The sequence below is a fragment of the Rhodococcus sp. NyZ502 genome, assembly GCF_041464245.1.
GTDB classification, from domain to species: Bacteria; Actinomycetota; Actinomycetes; order Mycobacteriales; family Mycobacteriaceae; genus Rhodococcus_F; species Rhodococcus_F qingshengii.
On sequence record NZ_CP167155.1, the window covers coordinates 2,951,493 to 2,969,189 of the forward strand.

General features: G+C 62.1%; 18 protein-coding genes. 11 read left to right on the forward strand and 7 right to left on the reverse strand.

From position 1 onward, the window contains the following. Nucleotides 1–52: 52 nt before the first annotated feature. A complete protein-coding gene (locus ACBG85_RS13845) occupies nt 53–418 on the reverse strand; it encodes a RidA family protein (RefSeq protein ID WP_372027782.1) in 366 nt (121 codons plus the stop codon). 98 nt (nt 419–516) lie between these two features. On the opposite strand from ACBG85_RS13845, the gene ACBG85_RS13850 reads away from it, so the two are divergent. The 4 genes from ACBG85_RS13850 to ACBG85_RS13865 are packed head-to-tail and all read left to right on the forward strand — an operon-like array spanning nt 517 to nt 6,261. Further along, complete coding sequence (locus ACBG85_RS13850; RefSeq protein ID WP_003944842.1) at nt 517–1,554, forward strand: Rv2578c family radical SAM protein; 1,038 nt, start codon at nt 517–519, stop codon at nt 1,552–1,554. A 58-nt stretch (nt 1,555–1,612) separates the two neighbouring features. Next, entirely contained in the window at nt 1,613–3,016 is a 1,404-nt protein-coding gene (locus tag ACBG85_RS13855) for a 3' terminal RNA ribose 2'-O-methyltransferase Hen1 (RefSeq protein ID WP_371714546.1), read from the forward strand. Beyond that, nucleotides 3,013–5,556: a polynucleotide kinase-phosphatase gene (locus tag ACBG85_RS13860; RefSeq protein ID WP_372027784.1), complete on the forward strand. Its 2,544-nt coding sequence runs from the start codon at nt 3,013–3,015 to the stop codon at nt 5,554–5,556. Before ACBG85_RS13855 ends, ACBG85_RS13860 begins: the two co-directional genes overlap by 4 nt. A gap of 36 nt (nt 5,557–5,592) precedes the next feature. Beyond that, nucleotides 5,593–6,261: a class I SAM-dependent methyltransferase gene (locus tag ACBG85_RS13865; RefSeq protein WP_372027786.1), complete on the forward strand. Its 669-nt coding sequence runs from the start codon at nt 5,593–5,595 to the stop codon at nt 6,259–6,261. Here ACBG85_RS13865 and ACBG85_RS13870 read toward each other — a convergent pair. Further along, a complete protein-coding gene (locus tag ACBG85_RS13870) occupies nt 6,222–7,451 on the reverse strand; it encodes an MFS transporter (protein ID WP_372027787.1) in 1,230 nt (409 codons plus the stop codon). The genes ACBG85_RS13865 and ACBG85_RS13870 overlap by 40 nt on opposite strands. Nucleotides 7,452–7,521: 70 nt before the next feature. Here ACBG85_RS13870 and ACBG85_RS13875 point away from each other — a divergent pair, with 70 nt between their 5' ends. Further along, complete coding sequence (locus ACBG85_RS13875; protein ID WP_230793240.1) at nt 7,522–8,577, forward strand: LacI family DNA-binding transcriptional regulator; 1,056 nt, start codon at nt 7,522–7,524, stop codon at nt 8,575–8,577. Continuing rightward, nucleotides 8,574–9,029: a hypothetical protein gene (locus tag ACBG85_RS13880; protein WP_372027789.1), complete on the forward strand. Its 456-nt coding sequence runs from the start codon at nt 8,574–8,576 to the stop codon at nt 9,027–9,029. Before ACBG85_RS13875 ends, ACBG85_RS13880 begins: the two co-directional genes overlap by 4 nt. Before the next feature lie 104 nt (nt 9,030–9,133). Here the strand turns inward: ACBG85_RS13880 and ACBG85_RS13885 are convergent, their stop codons facing one another. Continuing rightward, nucleotides 9,134–9,943 (reverse strand): helix-turn-helix domain-containing protein, encoded by an 810-nt coding sequence (locus ACBG85_RS13885; protein ID WP_372027790.1) that lies wholly within the window; start codon nt 9,941–9,943, stop codon nt 9,134–9,136. An 89-nt stretch (nt 9,944–10,032) separates the two neighbouring features. Between ACBG85_RS13885 and ACBG85_RS13890 the strand changes: the two genes are divergently transcribed. Next, nucleotides 10,033–10,404 carry a cupin domain-containing protein gene (locus tag ACBG85_RS13890; RefSeq protein ID WP_003945018.1) on the forward strand — a complete coding sequence of 124 codons (372 nt, stop codon included), beginning with the start codon at nt 10,033–10,035 and terminating at the stop codon, nt 10,402–10,404. Here ACBG85_RS13890 and ACBG85_RS13895 read toward each other — a convergent pair whose 3' ends face one another. From ACBG85_RS13895 to ACBG85_RS13910, 4 genes are all read right to left on the reverse strand, one after another. After that, on the reverse strand, nt 10,405–11,133 hold the full coding sequence (locus tag ACBG85_RS13895; protein ID WP_047270374.1) for an HD domain-containing protein: 729 nt from the start codon (nt 11,131–11,133) through the stop codon (nt 10,405–10,407). Between the two features lie 209 nt (nt 11,134–11,342). After that, a complete protein-coding gene (locus ACBG85_RS13900) occupies nt 11,343–11,942 on the reverse strand; it encodes a CHAP domain-containing protein (RefSeq protein WP_064444570.1) in 600 nt (199 codons plus the stop codon). Between the two features lie 14 nt (nt 11,943–11,956). Beyond that, nucleotides 11,957–13,528 carry an MDR family MFS transporter gene (locus ACBG85_RS13905; RefSeq protein WP_003944867.1) on the reverse strand — a complete coding sequence of 524 codons (1,572 nt, stop codon included), beginning with the start codon at nt 13,526–13,528 and terminating at the stop codon, nt 11,957–11,959. A 41-nt stretch (nt 13,529–13,569) separates the two neighbouring features. Beyond that, on the reverse strand, nt 13,570–14,202 hold the full coding sequence (locus tag ACBG85_RS13910; RefSeq protein WP_003944787.1) for a TetR/AcrR family transcriptional regulator: 633 nt from the start codon (nt 14,200–14,202) through the stop codon (nt 13,570–13,572). A gap of 104 nt (nt 14,203–14,306) precedes the next feature. On the opposite strand from ACBG85_RS13910, the gene ACBG85_RS13915 reads away from it, so the two are divergent. From ACBG85_RS13915 to ACBG85_RS13930, 4 genes are all read left to right on the forward strand, one after another. Further along, nucleotides 14,307–14,660 (forward strand): zinc ribbon domain-containing protein YjdM, encoded by a 354-nt coding sequence (locus ACBG85_RS13915; RefSeq protein ID WP_164490578.1) that lies wholly within the window; start codon nt 14,307–14,309, stop codon nt 14,658–14,660. A 101-nt stretch (nt 14,661–14,761) separates the two neighbouring features. After that, nucleotides 14,762–15,793, forward strand: a complete 1,032-nt coding sequence (locus tag ACBG85_RS13920) for an ABC transporter substrate-binding protein (RefSeq protein WP_233272426.1) — start codon at nt 14,762–14,764, stop codon at nt 15,791–15,793. Nucleotides 15,794–15,844: 51 nt separating this feature from the next. Then, nucleotides 15,845–16,264 carry a DUF1622 domain-containing protein gene (locus ACBG85_RS13925; protein ID WP_007728052.1) on the forward strand — a complete coding sequence of 140 codons (420 nt, stop codon included), beginning with the start codon at nt 15,845–15,847 and terminating at the stop codon, nt 16,262–16,264. Between the two features lie 31 nt (nt 16,265–16,295). After that, nucleotides 16,296–17,696, forward strand: coding sequence for a DUF2252 domain-containing protein (locus ACBG85_RS13930; RefSeq protein WP_007728051.1), 1,401 nt, complete (start codon nt 16,296–16,298; stop codon nt 17,694–17,696). The last annotated feature ends 1 nt before the right edge of the window (nt 17,697 follow it).

Consider the following 17,697-nt stretch of genomic DNA (forward strand, 5'->3'; position numbering starts at 1 on the left):
GGTTTCATCGGCTCAGACTAGGCGCCCATTTCACAAATGTCCGGATTGGCGATCAGCTGAGAACCGCGTCGGCCTCGATCTCGATGAGCAGAGCGGGGTCGATCAGCGAGCTGACCTCGAGGATCGTCGTGGCGGGACGAATCTCGCCGAACACTTCACCGTGCGCGAGAGCGGCCTGCTCCCACTGCGTCATGTCGCGCAGGTACATGCGAGTGCGGATGACGTCGTCGAGCGAGGCGCCGGCCTCGGCAAGTGCTGCCTTGATAGTTTCGAGCGCTGCGCGGGTCTGATCTGTGAGGGTCTCACCAGGAGCGGTGGTGCCGGAGACTGCGATCTGGTTACCGATGTGCACGGCACGGGAGTAACCGATCTTGGGTTCCCATTCGGAACCGGACGAAATATTGATTCTGTTCGACATGCACCGAATTCTGCCAACAACTTCCCGGCCGTGGTGAGGCACGGTCGGGTATTCGCTCCATCTTGACATACCTTAGAACAAGTGTTCGACTTGGGGTCATGAGGTGGTCGGGTCAGGCATTGGATGCAGATGACGGAGCGCTACCCGGACTCGAACGAGCCGGGTTGGTTCGCTCCGTGCAGACTCCCGAGTTCGAGGGAATCACGTTTCACGAGGTGCTCTGCAAGAGCGCGCTCAACAAGATGCCCGAAGAGTCGACGTTGCCGTTCAGCTTCACCGTCAACGCTTTTCGTGGTTGCTCGCACGCATGCCGATATTGTTTCGCGAGACCGAGTCACGAGTATCTCGACCTCGACGCGGGCGCGGATTTCGACTCCCAAGTGGTCGTGAAGACGAACATTGCCGCGGTGCTCCGCAAAGAGTTGGCGCGAAAGTCCTGGAAGCGGGAGGCGGTGGCACTGGGTACCAACACCGATCCCTATCAGCGAGCGGAGGGCCGATACCGCTTGATGCCCGGCATTATTCGCGCGTTGACCGAATCCGGAACTCCCTTCTCGATCCTGACGAAGGGAACTTTGCTCCGACGGGACCTGCCGCTGTTGAAAATGGCGGCGGCGCAGGTCGACGTCGGAATCGGTGTGTCGTTGGCGATCAACGACGCTGCACTTCAGAAGCAGATCGAGCCTGGTACCCCGTCGCCGCGGGCGCGTCTCGAGATGATCCGCGCCATCACCGACGCGGGATTCTCGTGCAATGTCATGGTGGCGCCGGTCATTCCGTTCCTCACCGATTCCACCAGTCATCTCGACGGGCTGTTCGAGGCACTGTCCGAAGCCGGTGCGACGAGTGTGACGGTCTTCCCGATGCACCTGCGGGGGAGTACTCGGGGTTGGTTCATGAATTGGCTTGCTCAGGAACATCCGGCGCTCATCCGTCGCTACCGCGAGCTGTACGGGCGGGGCGCGTATGTCACTCCCGAATACAAGCGTTGGCTCGCAAGCCGTGTCGAGCCATTGGTCGAGCGCCATGGGTTGGGTGGTCGTTCGGAGCATCGAGACGTCAGTGCAGCTGGCAGTGAGCCGCGTGAGGCGCCCCGGGAACTGGTGGGTGCGGGAGCAGCTCTCACTTTGTTCTGACGGCCGCGGGCGCGTAAATCGGAGGCGCCCCGGACGTTTGCCGGGCTACATTCGCCTGGTGCTACTCACACTGACGTCCACCCCGACCCCGCAGACTCCTGATGCGACCGCGTTGAGCTACCTGCTGCACAAACATCCCGACCGCGTGCAAAGCTTCGACTTGGCGATCGGCACCGCCACGGTTCTGTACCCGGAGGCCTCGGCCGAAAAGACCACGGTGGCAGTGATTGTGGACGTCGACCCCATCGAACTTGTGCAGAGTAGGTATCGACGCGGCAAGAGTGGCGACAACTTTTCGCTGGGTGAGTATGTCAACGATCGGCCGTATGCGGCGTCGTCCATACTCTCGGTTGCTCTGTCGAAGCTGTTTGGCACCGCGTTGACGGGAACGTGCAAGTCGCACCCGGAACTCGTCGGAACCGAACTCGCGTTGACCGTCTCGATTCCGGTGGTTCCGTGTGGCGGCGATGCGGAATTGCCTCGTCGGTTGTTCGAGCCGCTGGGCTGGGATGTGACCGCGATACCGGTGCAGCTTGATCCGCACCTGCCGACGTGGGGAAACTCCGACTTCGTGTCGTTGACGCTCACCGGGGAACACACGGTGCAGAGTGCCCTTCGGCACCTCTACGTGCTGTTGCCGGTCCTCGACGACGTGAAGCACTACTGGGTGGGACCCGACGAGGCAGACAAGTTGATCCGCGTCGCTGGAGAGTGGTTGGCGTCGCATCCGGATTCCGCGCTGATCATGTCCCGCTACCTGGCGCGTCGACGCGACCTGGTCGAATCGGTGGTCGATCGACTGATTCCCGACCAAGCAGAGGCGCAGATCGAACTACCGCGACCGGATCCGCCGCTGGCACGGCTTCGCGTCGACGCAGTTTTGGCGACGCTTCAGCGACTGCACGTCAGAACGATTGTCGACATCGGTTGCGGCGAAGGCAAACTGATCGAGGCGCTGATGCCGCACGCTCAATTCGACAAACTTGTCGGCGTCGATGTGAGCGCGCGCGAACTGACACGGGCGCAACGCAGATTGAAGTTCACCGAAATGTCCGACGCCCAACGTGATCGTGTGTCTTTGATGCAGTCGTCCGCGACGTACCGCGACGCACGCTTGAAAGGCTTCGACGCAGCCGTGCTGATGGAGGTGGTCGAGCATGTCGACACGGCGCGCCTGCCGGCGCTGGTCAGATCGGTCTTCGTGGACGCAGCACCGCAGTATGTGCTGCTGACTACTCCGAATGCCGACTACAACGTGCTGTATCCGGCGTTGGCAGAGGGAGAGTTCAGGCACCCGGATCACCGGTTCGAGTTCTCACGGACCCAATTCCGCGACTGGGCAACCGAAACGGCCCGAGTCCACGGCTATTGCGTGGAGTTCGAATTTGTCGGAGCAATTGATCCGGTCCTTGGCGGACCGACACAGATGGCAATCTTCACGAAGGAGGCACGAACGTCATGACGGTGTACGAGATTCCAGATCTCGCCCTGGTAGTACTCATCGGCGTCAGTGGCTCGGGAAAGTCGACCTTCGCGGCGCGCCACTTCGGTGAGTTCGAAACTCTCTCGAGTGACACATTCAGAGGGTGGGTCAGTGATGATCCGAACTCACAGGAGTCGACGTCCGATGCTTTCGAAGTGCTGGAGTTCGTCGCGGCCAAGCGTTTGCGACGCGGACGCCTCACGGTGGTCGACGCGACCAACGTCCAGCCCGCCGCGCGCAAGCGACTCGTTGCGTTGGCTCGCGAGCACGACATACTGCCGGTGGCAGTCGTGCTCGATATTCCGGAATCGGTCTGTTCTGCGCGCAACGACGCATGCTCTGATCGGACGTTCGGACGCGACGTCATTCGCCGCCAGCACCAACAGCTGACTCGCTCGCTTCGCGGGTTGGGCAAGGAAGGTTTCCGTTCGGTTCACATACTCAGAGGTGAGGACGCGGTTTCCGAAGCCACATTCTTGCGCCACCCGCTCCGCAGCGATCTGCGTGTCGAGCGTGGTCCGTTCGACGTCATCGGTGACATCCACGGATGTCGAAGCGAGCTCGAGACGCTCCTCGTGAAACTCGGCTACACCGTCGACTACGGGACCGATGGCAGAGCTGTCGATGCGGTGCCGCCGGAAGGGCGAACTGCCGTCTTCCTCGGTGACTACGTGGATCGAGGACCGGATTCGGTCGGTGTGCTGCGTCTGGTCATGGGGATGGTCGCGGCGGGACATGCGATAGCGGTTCCGGGTAACCACGAGAACAAACTCGTCAAGGCCTTGCGCGGTAAGAAGGTCACGGCCAGTCACGGACTCGCCGAGACCCTCGAGCAGATGGCCACCGAGTCGGCGGAGTTCCGCGAAAGCGTCGTCGACTTCTGTGACGGCCTCGTCGCGCACCTCGTCCTGGACGACGGCAAACTCGTTGTCGCGCACGCCGGTCTCAAGGAGGACTACCACAACAGGGCATCCGGTCGAGTCCGGAGCTTTGCGCTCTACGGTGAAACTACCGGTGAGACGGACGAATTCGGCTTACCCGTTCGATACCCGTGGGCGCAGGACTACCGAGGATCAGCGACGGTCCTCTACGGTCACACGCCGGTGCACGAGGTGGAATGGATCAACAACACCGCGTGCCTCGACACCGGGTGCGTCTTCGGTGGATCCCTCACCGCCCTTCGATACCCGGAACGAGAGATCGTGTCGGTCCCGGCGGAGCAGGTTTGGTACGAGCCGGTGGTACCGCTGGCACCGCCGACTCGTGATCCAGATGTGCTCGATCTCGCCGACGTCCTCGAAACGACCGGCGTCGACACCGAACTGCGCGGTCGAGTGTCCGTTCGCACCGACAACGCTGCCGGCGCCTTGGAAGTGATGAGCCGATTCGCGGTCGCGCCGCAATGGCTGCGGTACCTACCGCCGACCATGGCGCCCTGCGCGAGCGCCCAATCCGATGACTATCTGGAACACCCGTCGACCGCGTTCGACGCATACCGGGCCGGCGGAATCGGAACAGTGATCTGCGAAGAGAAGCACATGGGTTCGCGGGCAGTGGTGCTCGTGTGCCGTGATCGATCGGTTGCTCAGTCCCGCTTCGACGCACCGGATGCGCTCACCGGGATGGTGCACACCCGCACCGGCCGCCAGTTCTTCGACGACGACCTGACTCAGCAGTTGATCGACGACATCGCCGCCGCAGTCACCTCCGCTGGGTTGTGGGAAGAGCTGGGCACCGACTGGCTGCTCCTCGACTGCGAACTGTTGCCGTGGAACGTCAAAGCGGAAGGTCTGCTGCGCTCGCAGTACGCGTCGGTCGCGGCGGCCGGGCGATCAGACCTCACAGCTCGCGAGGCCGTGCTGGCGCGGGCCGGGTCGCGGGGCCTGGACGTGGCGGAGATGTTCGAACAGACAACTGTTCGGGCCGCCAGTATCGAGCGCTTCGGCGAGGCGTACCGACGGTACGTGTGGCCGACGAACGGACTGGACGGCGTCACCATCGCGCCGTTCCAGATTCTGGCGGCCGAGGGCCAGTCGTACGGGGAACGGGATCACGAATGGCACCTCGGTATTTCGGACCGCCTGGCCGCGGCCGACCCGAGTCGATTTACCACTACACGTCGCCTGGTGGTCGATCTCGGTTCCGAGGACTCGGTGTTCGAAGCGACGAAGTGGTGGGAGTCGCTCACCGGCGACGGTGGTGAGGGGATGGTCGTCAAACCGCTGGCGAATCAGATTCACGGACCGCGGGGGTACAACGCGAAGGTTCAGCCGGGGATCAAGGTCCGCGGCCGGGAGTACCTGCGATTGATCTACGGTGCCGACTACCTCGAACCGTCGACGCTTGCGAGATTGCGTAACCGCAACCTCGGACACAAGCAGTCGATGGCGCTGCGCGAGTACGCGCTCGGCATGGAGGCGGTATCCAGGCTCGTCGACCGTGAACCTTTGCGGCGAGCGCACCAGGCCGTGTTCGCGGTGCTGGCTCTCGAATCGGAGCCGGTCGACCCGCGGTTGTGACGGCCGGTGTGCGGGCTCGGATTGATACCGTCGGGTATGGGTGTGATTGCTCGCTTGGACGGTTTCAATCGACGCCATCCGTGGAGTCACAACGATCACTACGGCCGGTGGGTTCTACGTAATCTGCGCGGGGTCAGGTCCGGTCGCGCTCTCGACGTGGGGAGCGGGACCGGCAATCTGATCGACCTCTTGCGTCGGCGGTTCGACGTGGTGGTCGGTGTGGAACCCGACCTGACAACCTCGGCCGCCGTGCGCGCAAGGTTTGTCGACGACGAGAACGTGATCATCGACGCGCAGCGGATCGAGGACTTTGCATCCGAGGCGAAGTACGACGCGATCACAGTCGTCGCAGCGTTGCATCATCTTCCACTCGAAGAATCGATGAAGCAGCTGAGTAGCCTGCTCGAACCGGGCGGGCGGCTCGTCGTGGTCGGGTGTTATCGGTCGACCACACCCACCGACGCACTCCTGTCGGTGTTGGCGACCGTGTGCAATCCCGTCGTCGGCGTCGTCAAGCATCGACGGGTTGCCTCCGAGCCGCTGAAGGCGATGACGGCTCCCACCGCGGAACCGGGGGAGTCGATGGCTGACGTCCGGCGCGCGGCCGCGTTGTGTCTGCCAGGTAGCCGGATCAGGAGACGACTGTTCTGGCGATACACCCTGATCTACGACGAGAGTCCGGCCGGCGCGTCGGTGGGGGAGTGAGTAGACCGTTCCGGTTCCTGGGGAAACGTGCGTCGGCCGAACCCGACTATCGCCAACGAAGCGATCATCAGAGCGACCCCGATGCCCGCCAGATGTGAGAGCCCGCCACTGTCGACGACGGCCGCACCGAGCAGAGCGCCCGTTGCAATCGCGATCTGGAACACGACGACGTAGATGGCCGAGGCACGGTCGGTCCCGATCGGAACGGCGCGCAGAACCGAGGACTGGAGGCAGATCGGAACGGTGGTGAACGCCGCACCCCACAAGATCGTGGCGACAACTGCGAACGCTCCCATCGACGGCGCCAAGAGCCAGAACATGGCCAGCGCGCCTGCCACTGTCGCGATCGAGATGAGCGTGAAGAGACGCGGTCGGCGGTCGTAGTACTTGCCGGCGACCCACACTCCGACGGCGCCGGCGGCGCCGTAGACCAGAAGCATCGCGGTACGGATGCCACCGGACGAGCCGAGGCTTTCCTCCACCAGAAGTGTGAAGAACGTGTACGAAGCGAATTGCCCCAGAGCGGCAAACAGCGTTGCCGCGCAGATGACGGCGAGCGCCCGTTTCATCGCCGGTGTCGGCTTCGGTTTGTCTCGCTTACTCCGATGGTGTTGATCGACCGGCATTTCTGGCAACGCACGATGCAGTGAGAAAGCAATGCCCACTGCCACCACACCGATTGCCGCCGACGCGGTCCGCCAACCCCAGGACTGGCCGATCGCCGAAGACAGGGGACCTCCGAGAACAAATGCAAGAGACGTACCGGCATACACCATCGCGATTGCCTTGCCCTGTTGTCCGCGCGGAACCAGAGTGGCTGCGACCGGTGCAACGACAGCCCAGAACACTCCGTGCGTCGCAGCGCAGAGCAATCGTCCGATCACCAGCATCGGATAGTTGACGGCCAATGCTGCGACCAGTTGCGACACCGCGAGGGTGGCCACCGTCAGAACGACGACGCGTCGTCGCGGCCAGGTTCTGACCGCTCCGATCAGCGGAAGCGTCAAGACCGCGACACCGTATGCGTAGAAGGTCAGCAGTAGGCCGACACGCCCTTCGGTGACGTCGAGGTCCGTCGAGATTTCGCTGAGCAGTCCGACGGGGAGCATTTCGGCCGTCACGTAGGCGAAGGCTGCTCCGGCCAGTGTCATCAGCCGTAGCGCGGTTGCCTTCGGCAGTCGAGCAGTCATGTTGTGTAACGATACATGTATCGATACACACCTGCGCAATGGATATTTTGCACTCGCTATGCTGAGGCTCATGGCCATACGTGCGCAGCGTTCGAGTCGTCCGACGATGGCCGACGTCGCCAAGGCCGCAGGCGTGTCGGTGATGTCGGTGTCGTACTCCTTCGCGCAGCCCGAGCGCGTGTCTGAATCAACGCGGGCCAAGGTGTTCGCCGCCGCCGAAGAGCTCGAGTACGCGGGCCCGAACCGGGCGGCGCAGTCCTTGCGGAGCGGGAAATTCAACAACATCGCGGTCGTCTTCAGCGAGAAGCTGACGTACGCCTTCGAAGACGCAGTAGCTCGGCGATTCCTCTCGGGAGTCGCCGAAGCGTGTCTGGATGCGAACGCCGGGCTGATGATGCTGCCGAACTCGGGGAAACCGGGAGACGTCGACAGAGTTCGCGACGCGGCAGTAGACGGTTTTGTCGTCTGGACCACCGTCTTCGACGATCCCATCCTCGACGCGATTGTCGGCACCGGAAAACCCGCATGCATCCAGGGTGGTCCGTTGCACGAGGGTGTGGATCTCGTCGGGATGGACGATGTTGCCGGCGCCGTTGCGATCGCGGCAGTCGGGTTGTCGGGGGCGCAGCGGCCCGCGGTGATCAGCCTTCCGTGGGATCGTGAGCGTCGGTCCGAAATTCGGATGGACGTGGATCCAGGTGAAGCGTTCTTTCCGGTGTCCCGCCATCGGCTCGAGGGCTACGAGCGCGCCGTCCGCGATGCGGGCCTCGATTGGTCCTCGGTGCGGGTGGGGGTGGTCACCGTCAACGAGCGGAGCGAGGGTGCGCGGATGGCTCGGTCCCTGCTCGACGTTCCCGAGAGCCGAAGGCCCGATGTCATCTTGGCGATGAGTGACGAACTGGCTCTGGGGGTTTTGGACGCGATCCGTGAACTCGGCCTCGCGCTGCCCGACGATGTCGCAGTCGTCGGATGGGACGACACAACAGCCGCATCGGACGCCGGCCTGACAACGGTTCGCCAGTCCCTGTTCGATCAAGGGCGCAATGCAGCTCGCGTGGTTCTCGGGCTCGACGATGCGGTCGAGCCGGTCGAATGGTCGGTGCGTCGGCGAACCTCGACGCGATGATCACCCCGGTCATCGTCGACGGTCTGCGTTTTCGGTGGTTTGTTCCTCCAGAATTGGGGGAGACCGTCCGGTGGGGACTCTCCTGGAATGTCGACAACCCGCGCCGGTGGGCGGTTGCCGAAGTCGCGGGTGCATTGCACCTACTTGCCGGAACTCCTCGTGACGACCCAAACGCGCGTCAGGCGTGGATAGACTTCGGCGCAGATGCCGCCACGACCGGGGTAGTTCGGCGCCTGCGGCTCATGTCGATGGAGTCCAACATGCTGCCCGACCCGAAGTTTCCGCACGGCCCGAACTGGGGTTGGGCTACGAGGCAATTCGTGCCTGGCTCCGAGCGGTTCTACGAGTTGGCCCGTGCACCTCGTGCGTTGCGCTCGTATCAGCTGACCGATCGTGAATACGGGCCGCGGCGCGAGGACTTCCTCCTGGTCGACCTCGAGACGGCTGCTTGATCGTTGGGACCTGACACCGTTTTCATTCAGTGGACACAGACTCCAGCTGATCGGAGTCAGTGTCTGCTCGACGAAACCGGTGCCAGGTGCTTCGACTAGCGCGCTCAGCCGACCACGTTCAGTGCGTATTTACCGGGCGGCGCCCCGACATGCTTGACGAAGTGCCGCGACAGGTGGGATTGATCGTGGAATCCGACGTCGACGGCCACGTCCGCCAATTCGCGCCCGGCGAGGATTGCGCGTCGCGCCAGATCGATTCGACGTCCCGTCACGTACTTGTGAGGCGGAAGCCCGAAATGCTTCGCGAAGTTCTTGATCAGATACGTGGGCTTCCGCTGCAGGATGTTCGACGCTTCCCGCATCGTGATTCCCGTTGTGAGTCGCGCATCGAGCAGGTCCCGAAGTTGATCGGCAACGCGTTCGTCAACGGTCGGCGTGTGAAGGGATCGACCTGTGGCCGGTGTGAGGATCTCGTTCAATCTTTCAGCGAGGAACCCCAGGCGACTTTCGGCCTCGAGTGATTCGCCGTCCGGGCCGAGTGCAGAGTGCAGTTGATCGATGCGATGGCGCAGCAGAGGGTCTCGAATCTCGGGGCTGTCCACCGCCGGGCCTATGAGGACCTCACCGAGAACTGACGTGTCGAGGTAAAGGATTCGTTGACGAAATCCGGCCTCGGTGACCGGAACTCCGTCGTGTGCGATGCCTGGCGGCAACAGAGTCACGATCTCGGGTGCCGCGCCATGAGCGCGATGATCGAGGTCGTATGCAATCGTGCCGCGGTCGACGAGCATCAGAGACCACTGATCGTGCGTGTGTTTGGGATAGGCGTGTCCGACGAAATCGGCATGGAAGACCTCGGTGATTCCCGCGAGGCCCGGTGCCCACGCGGTGATCTGTGCGCCGCGGGGATCCATGTCAGAAACGTACAAGACGCAGCTGCCTCGGGTGACGAAGAGTGGCGGGGTCGTCATCGCGGTGGTGGCGCGCCCGAGGGAGGAACAACATGAACAGTTCGGCAACAGCGGTATCGCTCCGCGAGAAGTTCGGTCAGTTCACCGAGCACTGGTCGCCCAAGAAGATTGCGGCCCTCAATGATTACGAGATCAAGATCGTCAAGATCAAAGGTGAATTCGTCTGGCACTCCCACACCGACACCGACGAAATGTTCCTGGTGACGAAGGGGCAGATTCGAATCCAACTCCGAAACGGAGATGTTCCACTGGGGCCCGGTGAATTGTTCGTGGTACCTCGCGGAGTCGAACATTGCCCGATCGCCGAGGACGAAGCGGAGGTGATGTTGATCGAACCCGTTGGCGTGGTGAATACCGGGAACGTCGGAGGGGCGCGAACCGCAGTGCTCGAGGACTTTTCGTAGTTACCGGCTCTTCCAATCCAGGGGATTGGTACGCAACGGCAAGGCCATTCCCGATCTCCAGAGCGTCGCCGCGCGAGAGTGAGGACGGAGCTCGACCTCGCGCCGCATCGACTGCGCGAACTCGTCGGTGAACCCTGTTCGCGGGTACTCCGCGATTGTTGCATCAACAGTTGCTCGCGGAATTTCGGGCGCACGCCGACCGGCAACGTCGAAATGCGCTGCGGCATGCAGTAGGTAGGCGTCAGCGCCCTCGCCGCGGTCGACGGTCAGATCCATGTGCAGACGGATCGCTTCGCCGATTCGCTGTACCGACCTCTCCGAAGTTCCCACTCTGGTCGCGAGTTCTTCTGCGTCTGCGGCACTGATGTAGGTGAAACACCCGTGCTCGGCCGATCCTTCTGCGCCCAGTCCGACATCGTGAAGGGCGCACGCAGTGAAGAGGTCTTCGGGGTCGTACTCGATCGCATCGATCTGCGCGAAGGCGTCGGCCCAGATCCAGCAGCGCAGGCTGTGGTTCAAGACCGCGGGGGAGAGGGTTCCTCTGGCGTGATCGAGCGCTTCGCTGCACAGCTTGGTGTCGGGGAGTGGGCGTTTGCGCAGCTCGGGTGTGCGAGTGGGGTAGCGGCCGAGCCGCAGTCGGAGCATCGACGGAGCACTCATGGCCTGCGCAGCAGCCGCGCGGGCCATGAGTTGTATCTGCTCGAGAGTGGTGAGCTCACCAGGGCGCATCGAATTCCTGTTCTGGGTGGGGGACAGCTGGATACGAATCTAGTTGGCAGGGAAATTTCTTCACAGATGTTTAATATCTGTCAATGACGGAAACACGGAATTATCCGAATATTGGTTGATAGCAAGTGCCATCCAACGGCAACCCCGAATCTGTAGCCTCACCTCTGCACTTCGCAAGAACCATCAAGCAACGACGGTGGGGCTCGGGCTCAGATGACGCCGAACCCGACGATCCCCGGGACTTCCGACGGGACGATGCGATGGAGCATGACCTTGTTGTTCTCGTTGCCGCCGACGGTCGTCAGAGTGCCGCCGTCGTTGACCAGAACGACGTTGACGTGTTGGCCGAAGGGGCTCGAGTCGCCGTACAGGATCGTGTCGCCGACCTTGGGTTGGTAGTCCCGACCGTAGGGGACAAACGCGTCGACGGACTCGTAATACTCCTGCAGCGTGTACACCCCGGGGATGCGCCACGACCCTGAGTTGGGGTTCGAGAACGGCGTGCCGATCTGGTTCATCGACCAGCTCACGAAATCGGCACACCACGATTCTTCGACACCCTCGGCGTATTTGGTGCCGGGACTCCCTGACTCCCACTCCTGCTCGAGGACGCCCAGTAGCGCACTCTGCTGAGCGCTGAGAATGCTGTGGTCGACGGCCGGGAACGAATCGAGATTCTCGCCGGCAAGAGCGTCGTCGCCGCGCGCGAACCACCACAGTGCGCCGGCGACAACTACGACCACCACAACGCCGAATACGCCCAGAACAGCGAGAGTGCGTCTGGGCGTATTCGGTGCGTGCGACATCACGCCACGATAGTCAATTACTCGAGCGGGGGCGCCGAGCGATCGATCGTCGTCGCGAGGGGCTTCTCCTTGACGAAGAGCAACAGGACAACCGCCGCGATGACCAAGGGGACGAGGTACAGGAAGATCGGCGCCAGCGCGTCGTTGTATGCACCGACGATGATCTCGCGAACCTGGCTCGGCAACTTCCAGAGGATTCCCGGGGTCAAGGAGTTCTCGTCACCACCGACCGCGCCGCCATTCGCCGGGAGTCGCTCGGCCAGGAGATTGGTCAGACGCGAGGCGAACAGGCTGCCCACGATCGCGCTGCCCAACGACGCACCGATCTGGCGGAAGAAGTTGTTCGACGCGGTGGCCGTTCCCACTTCGGCCGCGGGGAAGGTGTTCTGCACGATCAAGATCAAGATCTGCATGACGAGGCCGAGTCCGATACCCATGAGTGCGATGTAGCAACCGAAGACCAGCAGTGAGGTCGACGGCGTCAGACGTGAGAGCAGGACCAGAGCAACAGCGACGATGGATGTTCCGACGATGGGGAAGATCTTGTAGCGGCCGGTCTTGCTGACCAGCTGGCCGGACCCGATGGAGGCGACGAGCAGGCCCGCCATCATGGGAATCATCATCAATCCAGCTTCGGTGGCGTTCTTGCCTGTCACCATTTGGATGTAGGTCGGCAGGTAGGCGAGCGCACCGAACATGGCGATTCCGATGATCAGGCCGGCGACGGTGGTCAACACGAAGTTGCGCTGAGCGAACAGGTGCATCGGAATCACCGGTTCGTCGGCACGCTTTTCGACGAAGACAAAAGCCACTGCCGTCACGACGCAGCCGACGATCAACCCGATGATGACGGCCGATCCCCAGGCGTAGGTGTTTCCGCCCCAGGTCGTGAACAGGATCAGACACGTCGCTGCCGTCGCGACGAGAACCATGCCCAGATAGTCGATGCGAGGCTTGCCGAGGTTCGGCTTCCGCAGGTGCAGAAATGCCATCGCGCTCGCGATGGCGAGTAGGCCTAGGGGGATGTTGATCCAGAAGGCCCAACGCCAACCGATGCCCTCGGTGAACCAGCCGCCGAGTAGGGGACCGGCAACCGAAGCCAGTGCGAACACCCCGCCCATCGCACCCATGTACCGGCCGCGTTGCCTGGCGGGGACGACGTCGGCGATGATCGCCTGGGACAGCAGGATCAATCCGCCGCCGCCGAGTCCCTGCACGGCTCGACCAGCGATGAGTGTGGTCATGTCGTGGGACAGACCGCCGATCACCGAACCGACGATGAAAATGCTGATGGCGCCGATGAAGAGGCCCTTGCGGCCGATCAGGTCACCGAGTTTTCCGTACACCGGCATCATGACGGTCGAGGCGAGGATGTATGCCGTCGTCACCCAGACCATGTGGTTGACGCCGTTCAATTCGCCCACGATGGTGGGCAAAGCGGTACTGAAGATCATCTGGTCGAGCGAAGCCAGAAGCATCGTGATCATCAGCCCGACAAAAACGAGGATGATCGACCGTTTGTCCGGCGAGGCCTCGGTGTCGGTATGCGTGCCGTCGGGCTCGACGGTCGCAGCTTCTCGAGTGGACATGTAGTTCCTTAGTTGAGTGACGGCGGGTGCGAGAGTGTGGATCAGCTCTCGGACCTCAGTATTCGAGCCATCAGGAGTAGTGCCGGATCGAGCAAATCTGTTCTGGGGCTTGCCCGTTCACTGTTCTGCCATTTTCGGAAGACGTAACGCATCGCGGCGCCTGCGGTGATGACCGTTGCTGTGGCTTCGTCGGCAGCGGCTGTGTCCGAGTGCAGGCGGCGATACTCGGTTCTGTTCGACAACTCCCGCGTGAGGATCCGGGTGAGCGTGTCTTCAAGATCGTGGAAGGTGGCCAGATGTTGTTGCAACAGCGTGGGATGACGCTCGAACAATTCGCGTCGATGCGCGAGCAGATCGGGTCGCTCGTCGACGATTTGCATCGCCGCCTCGAATACCGCGAGAGCGCCGCGCAGCGGATCGTCCGGGTGCTCGCCGATGAGCGTGAGCATGGTCGTCTCACTTGGCACGACGAGCATGAGCCCGCCGATCGCTGCGTCCTTGGTGGGGAAGTAGTTGAAGAACGTGCGGGTCGACAGATTGCAGGCTTCGCAGATTTTCTCGACGGTCACTTCGTCATAGCCCAGGTCGAGAACGAGTTCGACGGCGGTGTGCTCGATCAGCTGCCTCGTCGCAATTCGTTTTCGTTCGCGCAATCCGAGAGTTTCGGTTCCCATTTCATCCATAATTGCACAGAGTGCAAAGTTTCATCGAATGCAATATTTCGCCCAAGAATGCCTCATGAAATGCAAAAATGGGGATCGGGTGCCTGGTGGATAGGATGAACCGCGTGGAAGACACCTTGCCCCCTTGCCCTGAATGCGCCGGCGAATACACCTACGAGATGGGCGCGTTGATGGTCTGCCCGTCCTGCGCGCACGAGTGGGCGCCGACCGATAGTGCCGGCGAGGACCTGGGTGTGGTGAAAGATGCCGTAGGCAACATTCTTGCGGATGGCGACACGGTGACGGTCGTCAAGACGCTCAAGGTGAAGGGCAGTCCGACCGGCATCAAGTCAGGTACGAAAGTTCGCAACATCCGCCTTGTTCAGGGTGTTGGTGACCACGACATCGACTGCAAGGTCGACGGCATCGGACCGATGCAATTGAAGTCGAGCGTCGTCAAGAAGGTGTGACCGGACAGCGATAGTTGTCGGCTCGAAATCCTGTTCAGTTTCGACGGTTCGATAGCCACAATCGAGGTGATTCTCGACCGCTCGAACGAATGGACCGAACTGTGCCGAACTCGATCTGCCTGGCGCCCGCACTCGATAACACCGCACTCGATACAGAGGAGCAGTGGAAACGCATCGTCGATGCGCTGACGCGCAGGGGTTTCCTCGGCGCCGGGCTCGGTGCCGCGGCCGCGACCTTGCTGGCAGCGTGCAGCAGTGACGAAAATGGCTTGGAGTCAGGCGGTCTCGTCACGGTGCAGGACGAGACGGGCAGTGTCGAGATCCCTTCGGATCCGCAGCGAATGGTCATCGCCCATGTCAGCGCCATGGCGACGGTGCTCGACCTCGGTGTGCCGCCGGAGAAGATCGTCGGCGGCTTCTTCGGTCTCGAGGGTGTGAGCGGTGACGCGGTGTTGCGCACGATGCCGGAGGCTGCGAACATCCCGAACCTCGGCACGGCGGGAACGTGGAACAAGGAAGCAATCATCGGCGTGTCGCCGGATCTGATCGTCATGCTCCTGACGGCCGGAAATGCTTATGCGGCAAAGTCCTACGACGAACTCTCCGCGACCGGTGTTCCAGTATTCGCCGGCTTCAACGGGTACCTCACGTGGGCCGAGATGAAGAAGTTGGTCACCTCGATGGGCGTCGCGGTCCGACGCGAAGACGCTGCTGCGGAATTGAACGCGAGAACGGAAGAGCGCCTCCTCACAATCAAGGATCGACTCTCCGCCCTCGGTTCGTTGCCGTCGGTGACCCTCCTCCGCACCGGCGAGAACGGTGTCGTCTACAACCAGGTCGACGCTCTTCTCGACGCTCTCGGTTTCCCCGGCGAACGAGCTACATCGGAGGAGTTCACGCGCACACTCACAGCGGAGCAACTCGATCAGGTGACCAGCGACGTGATCATCGTGGGCGCATTCCAGGACCAGCAGGACGTCCGCGCGCAGTTGGCAATGAACCCGCTCTGGGAGCGTCTTCCCGCTGTCCGCTCGGGGAACGTCCATTACGTCGACGACAGCCTGTGGGGCTCGGGCTATTCTCCCCGCGCGACCGAGCTGCGACTCGACGACATCGAGCGGATCTTCAGCTGACGCCGTCGTGTCACCTCGACTTATCGGTGCATTACCTCGAGAATCATGACCATGGACAAAATCAGGTTCTTCGAGCTGGTCACCGAATGGTTCGAGGTACTCGGTGTTGTCGCCATGGTTCTCGGGTTCGTGTTCGCATTCGTGATCGCGGGGCGCGCATGGAGTCGAACGCGGGACGGTAGTTCGGCGTTTCGTACTCTGCGCGAGACCATGGGCGCGGTCATCCTTCTCGGCCTCGAGATCCTTGTCGCCGCTGATCTGGTGAAGACGGTGACGTCGTCGCCGTCGCTGACAGACGCCGCAGTTCTAGGCATGATCGTTCTTATTAGGACCGTGCTGAGCCTGTCGATTCAGATCGAGATCGACGGGGTACTTCCGTGGCGCAAGGCGTTGGTGTCAAGTCCGGAACTCCTGGTACGCGCAGCGCGCGGATCAGGAGGCCGCACGACGCCCGACGCGTCGAGTTCGTAGCGATAGCCGTTGCGAGTGAAAGGTCGGGCAGATGACAGCAGTGCGTACCGAGCATCTCACGGTCGACGAAAGGCGGGCGCGCGGGCGCCAGGCGCGTAGAGATACGCCATTGGCCGCGCTCGCGGATCTGGCAGAGAGTGACCGTGATCCGATATCACTGCTCGAATTGCAGGCGAAGTCGCGGGTACAGGACCTGGTGCCCATCCGATACGGGCGGATGTCGGCATCGCGGTTCTCGTTCTTCCGCGGCGCTGCGCTGGTGATGGCCGACGATTTGTCACGCAGTCCGGATTCGGGTCTTGCCAGCCAACTCTGCGGCGACGCGCACCTGAGCAACTTCGGTATCTATGCGACGCCCGAGCGAAAGCTCGCGTTCGACATCAACGACTTCGACGAAACGTACCCGGGACCGTTCGAATGGGACGTCAAGCGTCTGGCCGCAAGTTTGGTGATCGCCGCAAAGGACAACGGATTTTCGGGCAAGGAGCGAAAGAAGATCGTTCGCGGATGCGCGGCCGAGTATCGGGAAACCATGATCACCCAGGCAGGATTGGGAAATCTTGCAGTCTGGTACTCGCACATCGCACCCGAGGACGGGCTCGAGGCTCTCCAGATCGACCTGAAGAAGCGCATGCTTGCTCGCACACAAGCGACGCTGGACAAGGCTCGTCGCCGCGACAGTGTGCAGGCGGCAGGCAAGTTCACCGAAATCGTCGACGGCCGGCGGCAATTCATCAGTGATCCGCCGCTGATCGTGCCCGCAAACGAGTTGTTCGCAGGGACCGATCTCACGCAGATCGAGGAGTTGCTACGTCAGCGCGTTCGGTCGTATCGGAGCACGCTGCAGTGGGACCGTCGGGTGTTGCTCGAAAGCTTCGAGATGACGCACATTGCGCGGAAGGTTGTCGGTGTCGGGAGCGTCGGAACACGCGCATGGATGATCCTCATGAAAGGCGTCGACGACGACGATCCGTTGATCCTGCAGGTCAAGGAAGCGCAACCCTCGGTATTGTCCGGCTACGTCGATGGTCCGACCTTCAAGAACGAAGGGGAACGCGTCGTCAACGGGCAACGCTTGATGCAAGCGACAAGCGACATCTTTCTCGGCTGGGAACGAGGGCCGGGGCTCGACGAGGGTGAGCACGATTTCTACATTCGTCAACTGCGTGACGGTAAAGGGTCGGCAGTCATCGAAGAGATGGTGCCGCAGGGGCTGGAACTCTACGGGCGCCTGTGCGCCAGGGTCCTTGCCTACGCACACGCTCGCTCGTCCGATCGGATAGCGATCGCCGAATATCTCGGTGACGGAACCGAATTCGATTTCGCGATCGGGGAGTTCGCGGCTGCCTACGCCAAGCGCAATGCTCGCGATCACGCCGCTCTGCTGACCGCGATCGACGACGGTCGCGTGTCAGCAGAGCGGGGAGTGTGAC